The following is a 15905-nucleotide window of genomic DNA, read 5'->3' on the forward strand; positions in this document are numbered from 1 at the left end:
GCGCATCCTGGCGCATGCCTCGCGAGGGAAAATGTGGTGAAAGGTGAACCCGGCTGCAAGATGCGGGTGCCAATTTGGGTCGCCGCTAACGGCCAAGCGTACACTCAGTCGCCGAAATAGCGGTTCATCTTCTTGGCCAGCGCGATGTCGAGCGCCGTGACGCCGCCGGCGTCATGGGTGTTCAGCGTCACCTCCACGGTCTTGTAGACGTTTGACCAGTCGGGGTGATGGTCCATCTTTTCGGCTGCCAGCGCGACGCGGGTCATGAAGGCGAAGGCTTCGGAAAAATTCTTGAACACGAAGCTGCGCCTGATCGAGGCACCGTCCGTGGCCAGCGACCAGCCGCCGAGTTCGGCAAGGGCGGCGTTGATGGCGTCCTTGCTGAGTTTTTCTCTCGTCATGATGATTTCCCGTGCTATCTCGAATTTGACCCTCACCATAATGCAAGTCGCCCAAAAGTGCTTTGCGGTTTTGGGGTCACAAATGCACAAACGGCGCATATCGCATGAGCATAAAGCCGATAAATTCCATACTCTTCGTCTGCCTCGGCAACATCTGCCGCTCGCCATTGGCCGAAGGCGTGTTTCGCACCGTGTTGGCGGAACGCGGGCGCGACATGCTGCTGGACTCTGCCGCCACCAGCGGCTGGGAGGTCGGCTCACCCCCTGATCCACGCTCGATCGCGATTGCCCTGCGTCACGGCATCGACATTTCCGGGCAGAGGGCACGCAAGGTCAGGCCGGAGGATTTCTCGCGTTTCGACCTGATCCTCGGCATGGACCGCTCGAATGTCGCCGACCTCAAAGCGCTGGCGCCCGGGCAGGACCGGGTGCAGCTGTTCCTGGAGTTCGCGCACGGGCAGGCGCGCGACGTGCCCGATCCCTATTATGACGGGCCGGAGGCTTTTGCCGAGGTCTACCGCATGATCCGCGAAGCGTCGGAGGCGCTGGCGACACGGCTGGCGGCGCGGGCGTCTGTGCCCGACAGCGGCCAGGCTTCCTCGACGATATAGGGGCCGCCGCCAACCGAATCGCGCGACGACATCAGGACGAAGCGGCCGATGCGGAAGGGTAGCGTCGAGAAATTGCCGCGCGCCGACAGATATTGGGCGACGTCCAGCGGGCTCGAATTGCGCAGCCGCGCAAGGGTTACATGCGGCATGAACTTGCGCGGATCGGCGGGAATGCCGAGCCGCTGGCAAATGCGCTCGATCTCGCCCTGAAGCGCTGCCAGATCGGGCGAGGCGGAGGCGCCGGCCCAGACAGCGTGCGGCTTTTTCTGGCCGAAAGCACCGACGCCTGACAAGGTCAGCGAGAAGGAGGGCCGGTGGACCCGGTCGAGCGCGTTGGCGATCTCGTCGGCGACATGACCTTCGACATCGCCGATGAAGCGCAGTGTCAGATGGTAGTTTTCGACATCGATCCAGCGCGCCCCGGGCAGGCCGCCCCGGAGCAGGGACAGCGAAAGGGCGGCGTCACGCGGAATTTCGAGGGCGGTGAAAAGACGCGGCATGAAGAGCCTCCCTTCCTCGAATCGAACTGTCACCTATAGCGAATCATCGATAGTCGAACGGAGCAAGAGGTTTATTAGTCACACGCTTTGTTAAAAGTTTCCGCTAGGGAAGGCATTTTATCCGGCCTCACGAACCTCCAGGCACCGCCGCAATGGCCTTTTCGACCGTCGGCAGGATGCGCTCGACCATCCGGTCGACCCCCTTGGCGTTCGGGTGCAGGCCGTCCTCGAGCTGCAGGCCGGGCTGGCCGGCGACGCCGTCGAGGAAGAACGGATAGAGCGTGAGACCGTATGTCTTCGCCAGGTCGGGAAAGATGGCGTCGAAGGCGTTTTGGTAGTCGGCGCCGAGATTGGGCGCGGCGCGCATGCCTGCCAGAAGCACGGCGATCTTGCGCTGTTTGAGCTTGCCCAGCATCTCGTCGAGGTTCTTCCTGGTGATATCGGGCGAGACGCCGCGCAGCATGTCATTGGCGCCGAGTTCGAGGATGACCAGCTGGGTGCCGTCCGGCACCGACCAGTCGAGCCGCGCCAGGCCGCCGCTGGTGGTGTCGCCGGAAACGCCGGCATTGGCGACGGCCACGTCATGGCCCTTGGCGCGCAGGGCTGCCTGGAGCTTGTCGGTAAAACCCTCGCCGGGCCCGAGGCCGAAGCCCGCCATCAGGCTGTCACCGAAGCCGACGATCTTGAAGGGCTCGGCCTGTACCGACGAAATGGCGCTGCAAAGGGCGAGGAAAAGGATGAGCCCTGCGGCTATCTGGCGTTTGAAAGACATGCGGCAGGCCCCATATGACAAAAACATTCTTCCGGGCGACGGCTTCCGGCAAGCAGAGCCTTCATCCCTGATATAGGACGCTTTCATTTTGACAGAAGCCGTCATCGCGCTGAAAGACGTATCTCTGACGCTCGGCGAAGGCGCCTCGTCCGTCCACGTGCTGAAGGGCGTCAGCCTAGACGTGGCGCGTGGCGAGGCGACCGGCATCGTCGGTCCTTCAGGGTCCGGCAAGTCGACCTTGCTGATGGTGCTGGCAGGACTGGAAAGGGTCGATTCGGGTACGGTACGAATCGCCGGCGAGCTCCTCAACGGCAGAAGCGAGGACCAGATTGCTTCGTTTCGTGGCCGAAACATTGGCATCGTGTTCCAGTCCTTCCACCTCATCCCCAACATGACGGCGCTCGAAAATGTCGCGGTGCCGCTGGAGCTGGCCGGCCATGCCGATCCGTTTTCGGTGGCGGCGCGCGAATTGGCGGCGGTCGGCCTGAGCGACCGCGTCACACATTATCCCGGCGAGCTCTCCGGCGGCGAGCAGCAGCGCGTGGCGATCGCCCGGGCGCTGGCGCCGGCGCCGCGCATCCTCATCGCCGACGAGCCGACCGGCAATCTCGACCAGGCGACGGGTCGGCAGGTTGCCGACCTCCTGTTCGCCAAGGCGGCCGAGCGCGGCATGACGCTGGTGCTGGTCACCCACGATCCCGCGCTTGCAGCGCGCTGCTCGCGCCAGGTGTCGATGCGCTCGGGCCGGATCGAGGCGCCGGCACCGTTGAAGGTCACCGCCTGATGCCGCTGGCGCAGACGCTGAAGCTCGCTGTCCGCTTCTCGCTGCGCGAAATGCGCGGCGGCCTGTCCGGCTTCCTGATCTTCCTTGCCTGCATCGCACTCGGTGTCGCGGCGATCGGCGGCGTCAATTCGGTTGCCCGTTCGATCAGTGCCGGTGTTGCCGACCAGGGCCAGACGCTGCTTGGCGGCGACCTCCGCTTCCAGATCAATCAGCGTGACGCCAGCCAGGCCGAGCGCGGTTTCCTCGACGGGCTGGGCACCGTTTCGCGCACCGCCAGCATGCGCTCTATGGCGCGGCTTGCCGACGGCTCGGACCAGGCGCTGGTCGAGGCCAAGGCGGTCGAAGAAGCCTATCCGCTCTATGGCGCGCTGGAAACCGAACCGAAGCTGTCGAAGCAGGAGCTGTTCGGCGAGGAATTCGGCGTTTTCGGCGCGGCGGCGCCCGATCTGTTGTTCGAACGGCTGCATCTCAAGCTCGGCGACCGGCTGAAGCTCGGCACCGCCACCTTCGAACTGCGCGCCAGGTTGGTCACCGAGCCGGATGCTGTGTCCGACGGTTTCGGCTTCGCGCCAAGGCTGATGATCTCGACCGAGGCACTGGCGGCGACCGGACTGGTGCAGCCGGGCAGCCTGGTCGAAAATGCCTACAAGGTCCGGCTGCCCGCCGGCGCCGACGAGGCGCGGCTCAAGGCCATCCAGGACCAGGCGGCGAAAGATTTTCCCGAGGCCGGCTGGTCGATCCGCACGCGAAGCAATGCAGCCCCGGCGCTCTCATCCAACATCGAACGCTTCTCGCAATTCCTGACGCTGGTTGGGCTGACGGCGCTGGTGGTCGGCGGGGTCGGCGTCGCTAATGCGGTGCGCGCCTATCTCGACGGCAAGCGCGGCGTCATCGCCACCTTCAAGAGCCTGGGCGCTTCCGGCGGCTTCGTCTTTGCCGTCTATCTCGTGCAGATCCTGATCATCGCCGCCCTCGGCATCGTGCTCGGTCTCGTGCTCGGCGCGCTGATGCCGTTCGTGGCGAGTGCCGCCCTCCAATCCGTCATCCCGGTGCCAGCGGAGGGCGGCTTCTATCCCGGCGCTCTCGCCATGGCGGCGCTGTTCGGCCTGCTGGTGACGCTGGCCTTCGCGCTTTTGCCGCTCGGCCGCGCCCGCGACGTGCCGGCGACAGCACTGTTCCGGGAGATGGGGCTGGAGGGCCGTGGCCTGCCGCGCCCCGTCTATGTCGCATCGGCCATCGGCATTGCGCTCATCCTGGCGGCACTCGCCATCCTGTTTTCGGGCGACCATCGCATCGCCTCGATCTTCGTCGGCGCCACCATCTTCGCCTTCCTGGTGCTGCGGCTGGTCGGCGCGCTGGTGCAGTGGGCGGCAAGGAAAAGCCCGCGCGTGCGCTTCGTGGCGCTCAGGCTCGCCGTCGGCAACATCCACCGGCCGGGCGCCCTGACGCCCTCGGTGGTGCTGTCGCTGGGGCTCGGGCTGACGCTGCTGGTGACGCTGGCGCTGATCGACGGGAATCTGCGGCAACAAATCTCCGGCAGCCTGCCGGAGCGGGCGCCGAACTTCTTCTTCGTCGACATCCAGGGCAGCGATGTCGATGCGTTCTCCGCATTGATCGGCAAGGAGGCGCCAAAGGGGACGCTGGCCAAGGTGCCGATGCTGCGCGGCCGGGTGATGGCGCTCAACGGCGTCGATGTCGACAAGGTCAAGGTGCCGGCCGAAGGCGCCTGGGTGCTGAAAGGCGATCGCGGCCTGACCTATGATGCCAGGCAGCCGGAAAACGCGACGCTGACGGAGGGCAAATGGTGGCCGGAAAATTATACCGGCGAGCCGCTGGTTTCGTTCTCGGCGCAAGAAGGCAAGGAAATCGGGCTGAAGCTCGGCGACACTGTCACCGTCAATGTGCTCGGCCGCAACGTCACGGCCAGGATCGCCAATTTCCGCCAGGTGCAATGGGAAACGATGGGCATCAATTTCGTCATGGTGTTCTCGCCCAACACATTCACCGGCGCCCCGCATGGCTGGATGGCGACGCTGACCGAAAAGAGTGCCACCACGGCCGACGACGCGCGCATCCTCAATGCCGTCACCCGCGCCTTCCCGGCGGTGACGACGGTGCGCGTCAAGGACGCGCTCGATGTCGTCAACCGGCTGGTCGGCCAGCTCGGCACGGCGATTCGGGCAGCGGCGGGCGTGGCGCTGATTGCTTCGGTACTGGTGCTGGCCGGCGCCCTCGCCGCCGGCAACCGGGCGCGCATCCACGACGCGGTGGTGCTGAAGACGCTGGGCGCCACCAGGCGAACGCTGATCACGGCATTTTCTCTCGAATACATGCTGATCGGACTGGCCACCGCCATCTTCGCGCTGGCCGCCGGCGGCATCGCGGCCTGGTACATTGTCGCCCGCATCATGACGCTGCCATCGCATTTCATGCCGCAGGTGGCGGTGGCGACCATCGTCTTTGCGCTGGTGATCACCGTCGGCATCGGCCTCGCCGGCACCTGGCGGGTGCTCGGCCACAAGGCTGCACCGGTGCTGCGCGAGCTGTAATTCCAGGGCCGGAGCGGCCATCCCGGATTAAATCTTGGTAAGGATGCCGGTTGGAAAGCCCGGGAATCGGCCTTTCGGCCTCTCACGAACCGTTACATCCGGTTACGGTCTTGTTCTTGACGCGAATAACCATCATATTTCGCCACAGGCATGCTGGAGCCCTGCCAGCGGCGCCTGGGTCCGCAAGAGGCCCGACACCGGACGGGGCAGAAGCAATAGAGGATTCCAATGGCTGATCCCATTCGCAACTATCAGACGTCGGCGGTGCCCGGCGTCCGCGCCGACATCGATCAGGGTCTGCGCGCCTATATGATCAAGGTCTACAATCTGATGGGGCTTGGCCTCCTGATCACCGGCCTTGCCGCCGTCGGCACGATCATGCTGGCCACCACCACCGATCCGGCCTCGGCTGTCGCAACGCTGCCGACTGGCGAGATGTTGACCTCCTTCGGCGTTGCGATCTTCGGTTCGCCGCTGAAGTGGGTGGTGATCTTTGCCCCGCTGGCTGCTGTGATGTTCCTATCGTTCCGCGTCCAGTCGATGAGCGTTGCTGCGGCGCAGACCACCTTCTGGGTCTATGCCGGCCTCGTCGGCCTGTCGCTGTCGTCGATCTTCCTGATCTACACCCCAGCCAGCATCTCGCAGACCTTCTTTGCCACCGCCGCCGCCTTCGGTGCGCTGTCGCTGTTCGGCTACACGACCAAGCGCGACCTGACGGCGATGGGTTCGTTCCTGATCATGGGCGTGTTCGGCATCATCATCGCGTCGCTAATCAACCTCTTCCTGCACTCGTCGGCTCTGTCCTTCGCCGTTTCGGCGATCGGCGTGCTGGTCTTCGCCGGCCTCACCGCCTACGACACGCAGAAGATCAAGGAGATGTATTTCGAGGGTGACGCTTCCGATGTCGCCGGCCGCAAGGCCATCATGGGCGCGCTGAGGCTCTACCTCGACTTCATCAACCTGTTCATGTTCCTGCTGCAGTTCATGGGCGATCGCCGCTAAGGCTTCGCGTCATGGTCTGAACTGGACCATCGGGTTTGGAAGGGGCGGCCTAACGGCCGCCCTTTTCTTTTGCGCCGGTCTTTGCTGTTATCGCAGGCACATGGAAGGCTTGCATAAAGAATGAGCAATATCGTGATTCGGGCGGCCAATGCCGCCGACCTCGACACCATCACCGAAATCTATGCCGACGCGGTGACACATGGCACGGCGAGCTACGAGTTGGAGCCGCCCAGCCGCGCCGAAATGGGCACGCGATTCGACGCTCTCACCGCCGGGGGCTTTCCCTATCTGGTGGCTGAAAAGGATGGCGCCGTGCTCGGCTATGCCTATGCCGGCGCCTTCCGGCCTCGCCCGGCCTACCGCTTCATCGTCGAGGATTCGGTCTATGTCGCGCCTGAAGCCAAGGGCCAGGGCGTCGGCCTCATGCTGATGCAGAGCCTGATCGCGGCGGCCGAGGCGGCGGGCTTCCGCCAGATCATCGCGGTGATCGGCGACGGCCATCCCGACAGCGCCTCGGTCAAACTGCACGAAAAACTCGGCTTTCGCCCTTCAGGGCGGCTCGAAGGCTCCGGCTACAAGCACGGGCGCTGGCTGGACACGGTGTTCATGCAGCTGTCGCTGAATGGCGGTGCGTCACTGCCGCCCGATCCCGATTCGCTGCCGGAGCGGAAGTTTCGGGGAGGGAAATGAAGAGGAATTGAAGAGCTGAGGAATTGAAGAACTGAAGAAAAATGATTTAATATCAGGCGTTTAGCGCCTAGTTCCTCAGTTCCTCAGTTCCTCAGTTCCTCAGTTCCTCAGTTCCTCAGTTCCTCAATTCTTCAATTCCCCAGTTCTTCAATTCCCCAGTTCCCCTTCACGCCTCAACCACCCTCAGCTTGCTGTCGAAGACGCCAAGCACGCGGCCAAGCTCCTGGCCGCGTTTGAGGATGCGGCCGCCGGCGGCGATGACGGCGAAGGCGCCCTGCTTGCGGGCCAGTTTCGGATCCTTGACGATCTGGAACAGCGGTACTTCGCTGGCGCGGCGGAAGACGGAAAACACCGCCCTGTCGGTCAGATGATCGATGGCGTAGTCGCGCCATTCATTGGCGGCGACCATGCGCCCGTAGAGCCTGAGGATCTGGTCCAGTTCACGCCGGTCGAAGCGCACCGGCTGGTCGAGGCGTGCACTGCGCGCCTCATGCAGCGGGATCAATATTGCGGATGCGTCACCATCCCCCATCCCGCCGCTGTCGTCAGTCATGCCTCGATCCTTCAAAATGAATCTTTGCCAACCAAAATTGGCCCCTTCGCGCTGCAATTGCAAGAGCCGGTGACGAGAGGCGGCGGCGCGCCGTTTTTGATGCGTCCAGTCACTTTTGTAACGCAGCCTGTTGGAATTGGTGATGCTTCGCCACATTCTCGCCATTTTTTATCCGCGCTCATGCCCCAATGTCCGACGAATTTACCGGCGTTGCCTGAGACGGTTCGGTCCGGCACCGGCTCGTAAACCCCAAGCCCCCCGCCCACGGGTCTGCGTCGGATCGAACCAACCTCGGTTTTTCCTCGGAAGAATCGGGTGCGACGATCCCAAACCTAAATGACCGGCGTCAGAAGCAAGCTGACGTCGGTTTTTTCATGCCCGAGCCGTCGTCATCCCAGGGGGAGCGACGCGAAGCGGCGCGCAGACCCTGGGATCCATGCCGCGACATCAGCCGACGTACGCGGCGGTCCAGGATAAGCGGTCGCACAAGGTTGCCGTCGGCCAGGCCCAGTCGAGAGAAACGCTTGATCCTGGACCGCTTTTACATGCAGCAAGTGTCACGGCATTGATCCCGGGGTCTCCGCGACGGAGCTTCGCTCCTGCTTCGCCCCAGGATGACGAAAGCAGGGTTGTTTCCGACAAATTCCGTCAGGGCTTGTGGATGAAGGCGGCGCCGAGGATGGGGCCTGGCATGCCGTCCTTGCCGACCGACTGCAAAAGCACGGCGCAGCCGCCCTTCTTGGTGATCTCGCTCAACGGCAATTCATAGCGTTGCGCCTTGCCGTGCCACATGCCGGCGGTCTGGATGCCGGTCACCGCGTTCCAGTAGGTCATCTTGCGGCCGGAGTTCTCGCCCTGGGCGATTTTGACCGTCTGTGGCGCATCGAAATAGACGATGACGACATGGGCGTCGTTGGGGCCGGCGCCGGCATCGCCGGCATCGATGATGACGCGGTCGCTGGTGCGGCTGACCTTGATAGGGACCCGAATGCCTTCGCCGCCTCTGGCCATGCGGGCGAGCGCGCCGTCGACCTCGCCGCGATTGGCGCCGTTGACGTGGACGCGGCCATTGAGGACCGCCTGTGGCGTATAGACGGAGCGGCTGCCGAAGGCGCGCATGTAGTCATATTGCCGTTCAGTGTTTTCCTTGCGGCTCAGCGTGTCCTTCCAGCCGAGATAGTCCCAATAGTCGACGTGATAGGAGAGCGCGACAATGTCTTCCTTGGTGGCAAGTTCGGCGAAGAAGGCATCGGCGGGCGGACAGGAACTGCAGCCCTGGCTGGTGAACAGTTCGACCACGCCGAGCGGCTTGTCGGGCTGGGATTTTTCGGCCTGGATTCTTTCGGACTCGGCGGCATGGCCGGCACCGGCAAAAGCCGAGAAGGCCAGCGCAAAGGCTGCCAGCCAAAGTGATCTTCGCCAGGCCATGACCATTCCAATTCCCGCCGGTGGCGCCGGCTTTGTTCTGATTGTCTGAAATATGTGGCAGAAGCGGAAGTCAACGGGAAGTCACGTTGCGGTGAAATTTTGCCATTGTGGCCACAGGTAAGGTCGCAATAGGAGAGGCACTGCATTTCACGACGTGGTTCGATTCGGGAGCGGCATCATCACCATGTGGCAAACTCTCCTGACCCCTGTCGATCTTTATTGCGAGCGGACCGGTCCTGGACTTTGGGCCGAGCCGGCTAATGCTTTGACCAACCTCGCTTTCATTGCCGCGGGATTGTGGGGTGTGCGGGAAGTACGCCGATGCAAGGCCGGCACCTTCGCCGAGGTGCTGGCCTGGTGGGTGGTGGCGATCGGCATCGGCTCGACGATCTTCCATACCTTTGCCACCAAGGGCACGATCTGGGCCGATATCCTGCCGATTGCCGGCTTCACGCTGGCCTATACGCTGTTCAATCTGCGCCGTTTCCTCGGCATGGAATGGGGCAAGGCAACCGCGGTCTTCGTCGTCTTCTATGCGGTGGCCGGGGCGATTACTTTCGCCGTGCCGGACTGGCTGCGCCAGGCGTCGAACGGTACGACAAGCTATCTGCCGCCATTCCTGGCGCTCGCCTTCTTCGGTGTCTGGGTAGCAGTCAGCGGCAACCGGGCCGGCTGGTACAATCTGGCGGGGTCGGCGATCTTCGTGGTGTCCGCCATCTGCCGGATGATCGACCCGATGGTCTGCGCCAGCTTTCCGCTCGGCACGCACTTCCTGTGGCACATCTTCAACGCGCTGATGTTGGGCGTGCTGCTGGCGGCGACGGCGCGGTTTGGGGCGCCGAAGGGCAGTAGGGCAGTAGGGCAGTAGGGCAGTAGGGCAGTAGGGCAGTAGGGAGATGACTTCCTTGCCTGCTCCCTTACTGCCCTATTCCCTTGCGACTATGCCGCCAGATCGCGCAGCACGTACTGCAAGATGCCGCCGTTCTTGAAGTAGTCGAGCTCGTCCAGCGTATCGATGCGGCAGATGATCGGCACGTTCTTCACCGTGCCGTCACCATAGGTGACCTTGGCGGTCATCGTCTGGCGCGGCTTGATGGCGCTCAGGCCGTCGATCTCGACCAGTTCGTCGCCCTTGAGGTTGAGCGAAGCCCAGGACGTGCCTTCCTCGAAGACGAAGGGGATGACGCCCATGCCGACCAGGTTGGAGCGGTGGATGCGCTCGAAGGACTGGGCGATGACGGCGCGGACACCAAGCAGGTTCGTGCCCTTGGCCGCCCAGTCGCGCGACGAGCCGTTGCCGTATTCGACACCGGCGAAGATGACCAGCGGCACGCCTTCCTTCTTGTACTCCATCGCCGCGTCGTAGATCGATTCCTCTTCCTTCGACGGGTAGTGGATGGTGTAGCCGCCCTCGCGGCCGTTCTCGCCCAGCATGTGGTTGCGGATGCGGATGTTGGCGAAGGTGCCGCGCATCATCACCTCATGATTGCCGCGCCGCGTGCCGTACTGGTTGAAGTCGGCCACGCCGACGCCGTGGTCGGTGAGGTATTTGCCGGCCGGCGAGGCGGCCTTGATCGAACCCGCCGGCGAGATGTGGTCGGTGGTGATCTTGTCGCCGAACAGGCCGAGCACGCGGGCGCCCTTGATGTCGCCGATCTTGCCGAACCCTGCTGTCATCCCGGCGAAATAGGGCGGGTTCTGCACATAGGTCGAATTGTCGTCCCAGGCATAGGTCTGGCCTTCCGGCGCCTGCACCTTCTGCCAGTGCTCGTCACCCTTGAAGACGTCGGCATATTTGCGGGCAAACAGCTCGCGGGTGACGTTCTTCTCGATGAACTCCTGGATCTCGGCCGAGCTCGGCCAGATATCCTTGAGGTAGACCGGATTGCCGTTCTTGTCCTCGCCGAGTGGCTCGGTGGTGAGATCCTTGGTGACCGTGCCGGCTAATGCATGGGCGACGACCAGGGGCGGCGACGCCAGATAGTTGGCCTGCACGTCGGGCGAGACGCGGCCTTCGAAATTGCGGTTGCCGGAGAGCACGGCGGCGGCAATCAATCCCTTGTCGTTGATGGTCTTGGAGATCGGCGCCGGCAGCGGGCCGGAATTGCCGATGCAGGTGGTGCAGCCGAAGCCGACCAGGTTGAAGCCGATCTGGTCGAGCTCCTTCTGCAGGCCGGACTTTTCCAGATATTCGGCGACCACCTGGCTGCCGGGGGCGAGCGAGGTCTTCACCCACGGCTTCTGCTTGAGGCCGAGGCGGTTGGCGTTGCGGGCCAACAGGCCGGCGCCGATCAGCACGCTCGGGTTCGAGGTGTTGGTGCAGGAGGTGATGGCGGCGATGACGACGTCGCCATGGCCGAGATCATGGTCGGTGCCTTCGACAGCGTAGCGCTTGGAGATTTCGGCGGCCTTCTTGTATTCGGTCTCCATCGCCTTGGCGAAGCCGGCCGGAATGCCTTCCAGCGCGACGCGGCCCTCGGGGCGCTTGGGGCCGGCCATCGACGGCACGACGCTGCCAAGCTCGAGTTCGAGCAGGTCGGTGAAGACCGGGTCGGCGGAGCCGGCCTCGCGCCACATGCCTTGCGCTTTGGAATAGGCTTCGACCAGCGCGATGCGGCTTTCCTCGCGGCCGGACATTGTCAGGTAGCGGATGGTTTCCGAATCGACCGGGAAGAAGCCGCAGGTGGCACCATATTCCGGCGCCATGTTGCCGATGGTGGCGCGGTCGGCGAGCGTCATGTTGGACAGGCCCGGGCCGAAAAACTCGACGAACTTGCCGACGACGCCCTTCTTGCGCAGCATCTGGGTGACGGTGAGCACCAGGTCGGTAGCGGTGACGCCCTCCTTGAGCTTGCCGGTGAGGCGGAAGCCGATCACCTCGGGCAGCAGCATGGAAACCGGCTGGCCGAGCATGGCCGCCTCGGCCTCGATGCCGCCGACGCCCCAGCCGAGCACGCCAAGACCGTTGATCATGGTGGTGTGCGAATCGGTGCCGACGCAGGTGTCGGGATAGGCTGTGGTTTCGCCATCCTCGGTGTTGGTCCACACGACCTGGCCGAGATATTCGAGGTTGACCTGGTGGCAGATGCCGGTGCCGGGCGGCACGACGCGGAAGTTGCGGAACGCCTGCTGGCCCCATTTCAGGAATTTGTAGCGTTCTTCGTTGCGCTCATATTCGAGCTCGACATTGCGGGCGAAGGCCATCGGCGTGCCGAATTCGTCGACGATGACGGAATGGTCGATGACCAGGTCGACCGGCACCAGCGGGTTGATCTTCTGCGGGCCGCCGCCGAGCGAAGCCATGGCGTCGCGCATGGCGGCAAGGTCGACGACGGCCGGAACGCCGGTGAAATCCTGCATCAGCACGCGGGCCGGGCGATAGGCGATCTCGACGCCGGCAGTGCCCTTGTCGGTCAGCCAGCCAGCCACCGCCTGGATCGATTCCTTGGTGACGGAGCGGCCGTCCTCGTTGCGCAGCAGGTTCTCCAGCAGCACCTTCATCGAATAGGGCAGCTGGGCAATGCCGGTGAGGCCGTTCTTCTCGGCCTCGATGAGGTCGAAATAGGTATACTCGGTGCCGCCCGCGGTCAGCGTGCGACGGCAATTGAAACTATCGAGGGATTTTGACACGTGCGATCCGTCCTTGTCTGTTCAGCCTGAAAGGGAACGGACGCCGATGGCATGCAATCACGCGCAAAGGTGCGGGTACGGCCATTTCCGCTGTCCGTTCCCAAGCAACCCGAGCCGTTCAAGGCGGCGCGTGCGCTGGTTCGGCGCTAATTCTGTTCCCGCGCCGACCGCTGGCACGGATGCACCGCATATAGAGAATTTTCTGGAATAGTTCTAGACAGTCAAAAAGCAAATTTGTGCGATGCGGCAGCGCTCGCGAAACATTGTTTTCAGGGCAGGCGAGGGATGCGGCTTATCGCCGAAAATCTGGGCGGCGAACGTGGCGGCGAGGCGGTTTTTTCCGGCATTGGTTTTGCGCTGGACGACGGCCAGGCGCTGGTCGTCACCGGGCCGAACGGATCGGGCAAATCAACCTTGCTCAGGATCATCGCCGGGCTGCTGCCGAAGGCGGAAGGCCGGCTGCTGCTCGAAGGCGGTGGTGAGGCGTTTCCGTCGATCGCCTCGGCCTGCCATTATCTCGGCCACCAGAATGCGATGAAGACGGCGCTGAGTGTCACGGAAAACCTGCGCTTCTGGCGCGACTTCAATGGCAGTGGCCATTCGGATGTCGAAGAGGCGCTGGACACGGTTGGGTTGATTGGCATCGGCCATCTGCCGTTCGGCTATCTCTCGACCGGGCAGCGGCGGCGCGCGGCGATCGCCAAGCTTTTGGTCAGCCACCGGCCGCTGTGGCTGCTCGACGAGCCGACGGCGGGGTTGGACAAGGCTTCCGAGGCGCGGTTCGCCGGGCTGATGGCGGGGCACTGCGCCGGAGGTGGGATGATTGTCGCGGCGACGCATTTGCCGCTGGGGTTGGAGGGGGCACAGGCGCTGGTGATGGGGGAAACGGATTGATGACGGTGCGAGGCACCCCCCTCTGTCCTGCCGGACATCTCCCCCGCAAGGGGGGAGATCGGATGTTGTCTCGGCCTTCGCCAATCTCCAACGTTCGAAGGCTGGCGAGGCGCATGGGCTGCCAATCTCCCCCCTTGCGGGGGAGATGGCCGGCAGGCCAGAGGGGGGTGCCTGGGCGCAGGCATCTCAAATCATGCTAGCCCTCCTCCTGCGTGACATCCGCCTCAACATCCGCGCCGGCGGCGGGGCGTTGACCGGCGTCATCTTCTTCCTCGCCGTCATCGCCACCATCCCCTTCGGAGTCGGGCCGGACCTGAAGCTGCTGGCCCGCATCGGCCCGGCGATCTTGTGGATCGGCGCGCTGCTTTCCTGCCTGCTCGGGCTCGACCGGCTGTTCCAGGCCGATCGCGAGGACGGCTCGCTCGATCTGCTGGTGCTCGGCAATGACCGGCATATGCTGGCGCTGACCGTATTGGTGAAATGCCTGGCGCATTGGGCGGGCAGCGTGCTGCCGCTGGTCGTCGCCGCGCCCCTGCTCGGCCTGTTCATGAACATGGAGCCGCTCGCCATCGGCGCAACCGCGCTGACCCTGCTGGTCGGCACACCGGCGATCACCTTCATCGGTGCCGCGGGTGCCGCGGTGGCGGTGGCGCTGCCGCGCGGCGGGCTGTTGATCTCGGTGCTGGTGCTGCCGCTGACCATACCGGTGCTGATCTTCGGCGTTTCGGCGAGCTATGGGGCGACGGCCAATCCCGATCCGTTCCTGCAGCCCTTCCTCATTCTTGCCGCGCTGACGCTGTTTCTTGCCGTGCTGGGGCCGGTCTCGGCGGCGCTGGCGCTGCGGCATGGAACGGATTGATGTGGCCGCTGCGTATTGAAAATCCGATCTTTCTGCAGACCATCTACGGCAACTATCCCGATCTGTCGTCTGTCGAGATCACGTCGGCGATGATGGGCCGCGACGGACCCAGCATGCACTTGGCTTTTATCTCGACCGTCCTTCCATACCGGCCGCCCACCAAATGGGGAGAGTTCAACGCCGCGTCTTTCGGACTTGAATTCATCGCGGTCGAAACAATCAGCCTTCGCAAATTCGAGAACCATGGCTGGAGTGCAATCAAGATGTGGGATGACGCGGGCAAAATCCTGCTCACCTGCGAAGGTGCTGTCAGGTTGTCGCTGACGTGCCAGTTCATGCGCATCAAAAGTATGTCCGGTGTTTTGCGGTCCCAATGACTGTGAACCCCGAAAACCGCAAATCTGCCGCAGAGGCGGTTCATTGCGGCGAGCAGAAGCTGAGGCTATGAATTCGCCGTGAAAGCCCGGATCTGGAAATGAGCGCGCACGCCGTTTATGTCACCGCAGCCTATGGCATCACGGCAATCGTGCTGGCCGGGCTGATCGGCTGGATCCTGTTCGACCAGCGGGCGCGCAAGCGCGAGCTTGCCGAACTCGAAGCGGCGGGCGTGCGGCGGCGTTCCGACAAGGCGGAGAAGCCATGAGCAGCGAAACCGAAACGCCGCCACCCAGCCGCCGCCTGTTCGTGCTGTTGCCGCTGCTGGTCTTCCTCGGCCTCGCCGGCCTGTTCCTGTCGCAGCTTTTGTCGGGACGCGATGTCTCGGAAGTGCCTTCGGCGCTGATCGGGCTGCCGGCACCGCAGACCAATCTGCCCGCGCTGGACGGCTCAAACCTGCCGGGGCTCGATTCCAAGGCGTTCGCCGGCAAGGTCACGCTGGTCAACGTGTTTGCGTCATGGTGCGCGCCATGCCGCGAAGAGCATCCTGTGCTCTTGGCGCTGGCGCAGGACAAGCGGTTCGTGATGGCGGCGCTGAACTACAAGGACCAGCCGGAAAACGCCCGCCGGTTCCTCGGCGACCTCGGCAATCCGTTCCAGGCGATCGGCGTCGACGAAGCCGGCCGCGCGGCGATCGACTGGGGCGTCTATGGCGTGCCGGAAACCTTCGTCATCGGCAAGGACGGTAAGATTGCTTACAAGCATGTCGGCCCGCTGACGGCGGAGTCGGCGCGGGATCTGCTGCTGCCGCAGATCGACAAGGCATTAGCCGCACCGAACTGACGGCGCTATCTCGC

Annotated in this window: 17 protein-coding genes; 11 read left to right on the forward strand and 6 right to left on the reverse strand. The window is 63.8% G+C overall.

What is annotated here, in order from left to right:
- Nucleotides 1-104: 104 nt before the first annotated feature.
- Nucleotides 105-401 (reverse strand): 4a-hydroxytetrahydrobiopterin dehydratase, encoded by a 297-nt coding sequence (locus JN279_RS05265; RefSeq protein ID WP_096458152.1) that lies wholly within the window; start codon nucleotides 399-401, stop codon nucleotides 105-107.
- Between the two features lie 104 nt (nucleotides 402-505).
- On the opposite strand from JN279_RS05265, the gene JN279_RS05270 reads away from it, so the two are divergent.
- A complete protein-coding gene (locus JN279_RS05270; protein ID WP_096451747.1) occupies nucleotides 506-1012 on the forward strand; it encodes a low molecular weight protein-tyrosine-phosphatase in 507 nt (168 codons plus the stop codon).
- On the opposite strand, the gene thpR is transcribed toward JN279_RS05270, so the two are convergent.
- Together thpR and JN279_RS05280 are read right to left on the reverse strand one after the other, a co-directional pair.
- Complete coding sequence (thpR, locus tag JN279_RS05275) at nucleotides 916-1512, reverse strand: RNA 2',3'-cyclic phosphodiesterase (protein ID WP_096451745.1); 597 nt, start codon at nucleotides 1510-1512, stop codon at nucleotides 916-918. The two genes, JN279_RS05270 and thpR, sit on opposite strands and share 97 nt — an antisense overlap.
- Before the next feature lie 127 nt (nucleotides 1513-1639).
- Entirely contained in the window at nucleotides 1640-2284 is a 645-nt protein-coding gene (locus tag JN279_RS05280; RefSeq protein WP_096451743.1) for an arylesterase, read from the reverse strand.
- A gap of 88 nt (nucleotides 2285-2372) precedes the next feature.
- Here JN279_RS05280 and JN279_RS05285 point away from each other — a divergent pair, with 88 nt between their 5' ends.
- The 4 genes from JN279_RS05285 to JN279_RS05300 all read left to right on the forward strand — a co-directional run bounded on the left by JN279_RS05285 (nucleotide 2373) and on the right by JN279_RS05300 (nucleotide 7309).
- On the forward strand, nucleotides 2373-3068 hold the full coding sequence (locus JN279_RS05285) for an ABC transporter ATP-binding protein (protein ID WP_096451741.1): 696 nt from the start codon (nucleotides 2373-2375) through the stop codon (nucleotides 3066-3068).
- Nucleotides 3068-5617, forward strand: coding sequence for an ABC transporter permease (locus JN279_RS05290; protein WP_202352206.1), 2550 nt, complete (start codon nucleotides 3068-3070; stop codon nucleotides 5615-5617). Before JN279_RS05285 ends, JN279_RS05290 begins: the two co-directional genes overlap by 1 nt.
- A 228-nt stretch (nucleotides 5618-5845) precedes the next feature.
- Complete coding sequence (locus JN279_RS05295; RefSeq protein ID WP_096451737.1) at nucleotides 5846-6619, forward strand: Bax inhibitor-1/YccA family protein; 774 nt, start codon at nucleotides 5846-5848, stop codon at nucleotides 6617-6619.
- Between the two features lie 120 nt (nucleotides 6620-6739).
- The gene (locus JN279_RS05300; protein ID WP_096451735.1) at nucleotides 6740-7309 is read left to right on the forward strand and encodes a GNAT family N-acetyltransferase; all 570 of its coding nucleotides are present in this window, start codon (nucleotides 6740-6742) and stop codon (nucleotides 7307-7309) included.
- A 166-nt stretch (nucleotides 7310-7475) separates the two neighbouring features.
- On the opposite strand, the gene JN279_RS05305 is transcribed toward JN279_RS05300, so the two are convergent.
- Nucleotides 7476-7862, reverse strand: a complete 387-nt coding sequence (locus JN279_RS05305) for a DUF2794 domain-containing protein (RefSeq protein ID WP_044551033.1) — start codon at nucleotides 7860-7862, stop codon at nucleotides 7476-7478.
- A gap of 648 nt (nucleotides 7863-8510) precedes the next feature.
- Complete coding sequence (locus tag JN279_RS05310; protein ID WP_096451733.1) at nucleotides 8511-9296, reverse strand: DUF1223 domain-containing protein; 786 nt, start codon at nucleotides 9294-9296, stop codon at nucleotides 8511-8513.
- Between the two features lie 178 nt (nucleotides 9297-9474).
- Between JN279_RS05310 and JN279_RS05315 the strand changes: the two genes are divergently transcribed.
- Nucleotides 9475-10158, forward strand: coding sequence for a ceramidase domain-containing protein (locus JN279_RS05315; RefSeq protein ID WP_202352207.1), 684 nt, complete (start codon nucleotides 9475-9477; stop codon nucleotides 10156-10158).
- 71 nt (nucleotides 10159-10229) lie between these two features.
- Here the strand turns inward: JN279_RS05315 and acnA are convergent, their stop codons facing one another.
- Nucleotides 10230-12920 carry an aconitate hydratase AcnA gene (gene acnA / locus JN279_RS05320; RefSeq protein ID WP_202352208.1) on the reverse strand — a complete coding sequence of 897 codons (2691 nt, stop codon included), beginning with the start codon at nucleotides 12918-12920 and terminating at the stop codon, nucleotides 10230-10232.
- A gap of 285 nt (nucleotides 12921-13205) precedes the next feature.
- On the opposite strand from acnA, the gene ccmA reads away from it, so the two are divergent.
- The 5 genes from ccmA to JN279_RS05345 all read left to right on the forward strand — a co-directional run bounded on the left by ccmA (nucleotide 13206) and on the right by JN279_RS05345 (nucleotide 15891).
- Nucleotides 13206-13814, forward strand: coding sequence for a heme ABC exporter ATP-binding protein CcmA (gene ccmA / locus JN279_RS05325; protein WP_202352209.1), 609 nt, complete (start codon nucleotides 13206-13208; stop codon nucleotides 13812-13814).
- Between the two features lie 193 nt (nucleotides 13815-14007).
- Complete coding sequence (gene ccmB / locus JN279_RS05330) at nucleotides 14008-14673, forward strand: heme exporter protein CcmB (protein ID WP_202352210.1); 666 nt, start codon at nucleotides 14008-14010, stop codon at nucleotides 14671-14673.
- Entirely contained in the window at nucleotides 14673-15050 is a 378-nt protein-coding gene (locus JN279_RS05335) for an Imm50 family immunity protein (RefSeq protein WP_202352211.1), read from the forward strand. The genes ccmB and JN279_RS05335 overlap by 1 nt, the downstream gene beginning before the upstream one ends.
- 98 nt (nucleotides 15051-15148) lie before the next feature.
- A complete protein-coding gene (gene ccmD, locus JN279_RS05340; RefSeq protein ID WP_202352212.1) occupies nucleotides 15149-15316 on the forward strand; it encodes a heme exporter protein CcmD in 168 nt (55 codons plus the stop codon).
- On the forward strand, nucleotides 15313-15891 hold the full coding sequence (locus JN279_RS05345; protein ID WP_202352213.1) for a DsbE family thiol:disulfide interchange protein: 579 nt from the start codon (nucleotides 15313-15315) through the stop codon (nucleotides 15889-15891). The genes ccmD and JN279_RS05345 overlap by 4 nt, the downstream gene beginning before the upstream one ends.
- Nucleotides 15892-15905 lie beyond the last annotated feature (14 nt).

This window comes from Mesorhizobium sp. 113-1-2 (genome assembly GCF_016756475.1).
Classification (GTDB): domain Bacteria; phylum Pseudomonadota; class Alphaproteobacteria; order Rhizobiales; family Rhizobiaceae; genus Mesorhizobium; species Mesorhizobium loti_C.

Bases quoted from the DNA above. Each gene is read 5' to 3' on its own strand.
- JN279_RS05265 (WP_096458152.1), bottom strand. From the start codon at position 401: ATGACGAGAGAAAAACTCAGCAAGGACGCCATCAACGCCGCCCTTGCC.
- ccmB (WP_202352210.1), top strand. From the start codon at position 14,008: ATGCTAGCCCTCCTCCTGCGTGACATCCGCCTCAACATCCGCGCCGGC.
- JN279_RS05345 (WP_202352213.1), top strand. From the start codon at position 15,313: ATGAGCAGCGAAACCGAAACGCCGCCACCCAGCCGCCGCCTGTTCGTG.
- JN279_RS05310 (WP_096451733.1), bottom strand. From the start codon at position 9,296: ATGGTCATGGCCTGGCGAAGATCACTTTGGCTGGCAGCCTTTGCGCTG.
- JN279_RS05270 (WP_096451747.1), top strand. From the start codon at position 506: ATGAGCATAAAGCCGATAAATTCCATACTCTTCGTCTGCCTCGGCAAC.
- ccmA (WP_202352209.1), top strand. From the start codon at position 13,206: ATGCGGCTTATCGCCGAAAATCTGGGCGGCGAACGTGGCGGCGAGGCG.
- JN279_RS05290 (WP_202352206.1), top strand. From the start codon at position 3,068: ATGCCGCTGGCGCAGACGCTGAAGCTCGCTGTCCGCTTCTCGCTGCGC.
- JN279_RS05295 (WP_096451737.1), top strand. From the start codon at position 5,846: ATGGCTGATCCCATTCGCAACTATCAGACGTCGGCGGTGCCCGGCGTC.
- ccmD (WP_202352212.1), top strand. From the start codon at position 15,149: ATGAGCGCGCACGCCGTTTATGTCACCGCAGCCTATGGCATCACGGCA.
- JN279_RS05335 (WP_202352211.1), top strand. From the start codon at position 14,673: ATGTGGCCGCTGCGTATTGAAAATCCGATCTTTCTGCAGACCATCTAC.
- JN279_RS05315 (WP_202352207.1), top strand. From the start codon at position 9,475: ATGTGGCAAACTCTCCTGACCCCTGTCGATCTTTATTGCGAGCGGACC.
- JN279_RS05300 (WP_096451735.1), top strand. From the start codon at position 6,740: ATGAGCAATATCGTGATTCGGGCGGCCAATGCCGCCGACCTCGACACC.
- JN279_RS05280 (WP_096451743.1), bottom strand. From the start codon at position 2,284: ATGTCTTTCAAACGCCAGATAGCCGCAGGGCTCATCCTTTTCCTCGCC.
- JN279_RS05305 (WP_044551033.1), bottom strand. From the start codon at position 7,862: ATGACTGACGACAGCGGCGGGATGGGGGATGGTGACGCATCCGCAATA.
- thpR (WP_096451745.1), bottom strand. From the start codon at position 1,512: ATGCCGCGTCTTTTCACCGCCCTCGAAATTCCGCGTGACGCCGCCCTT.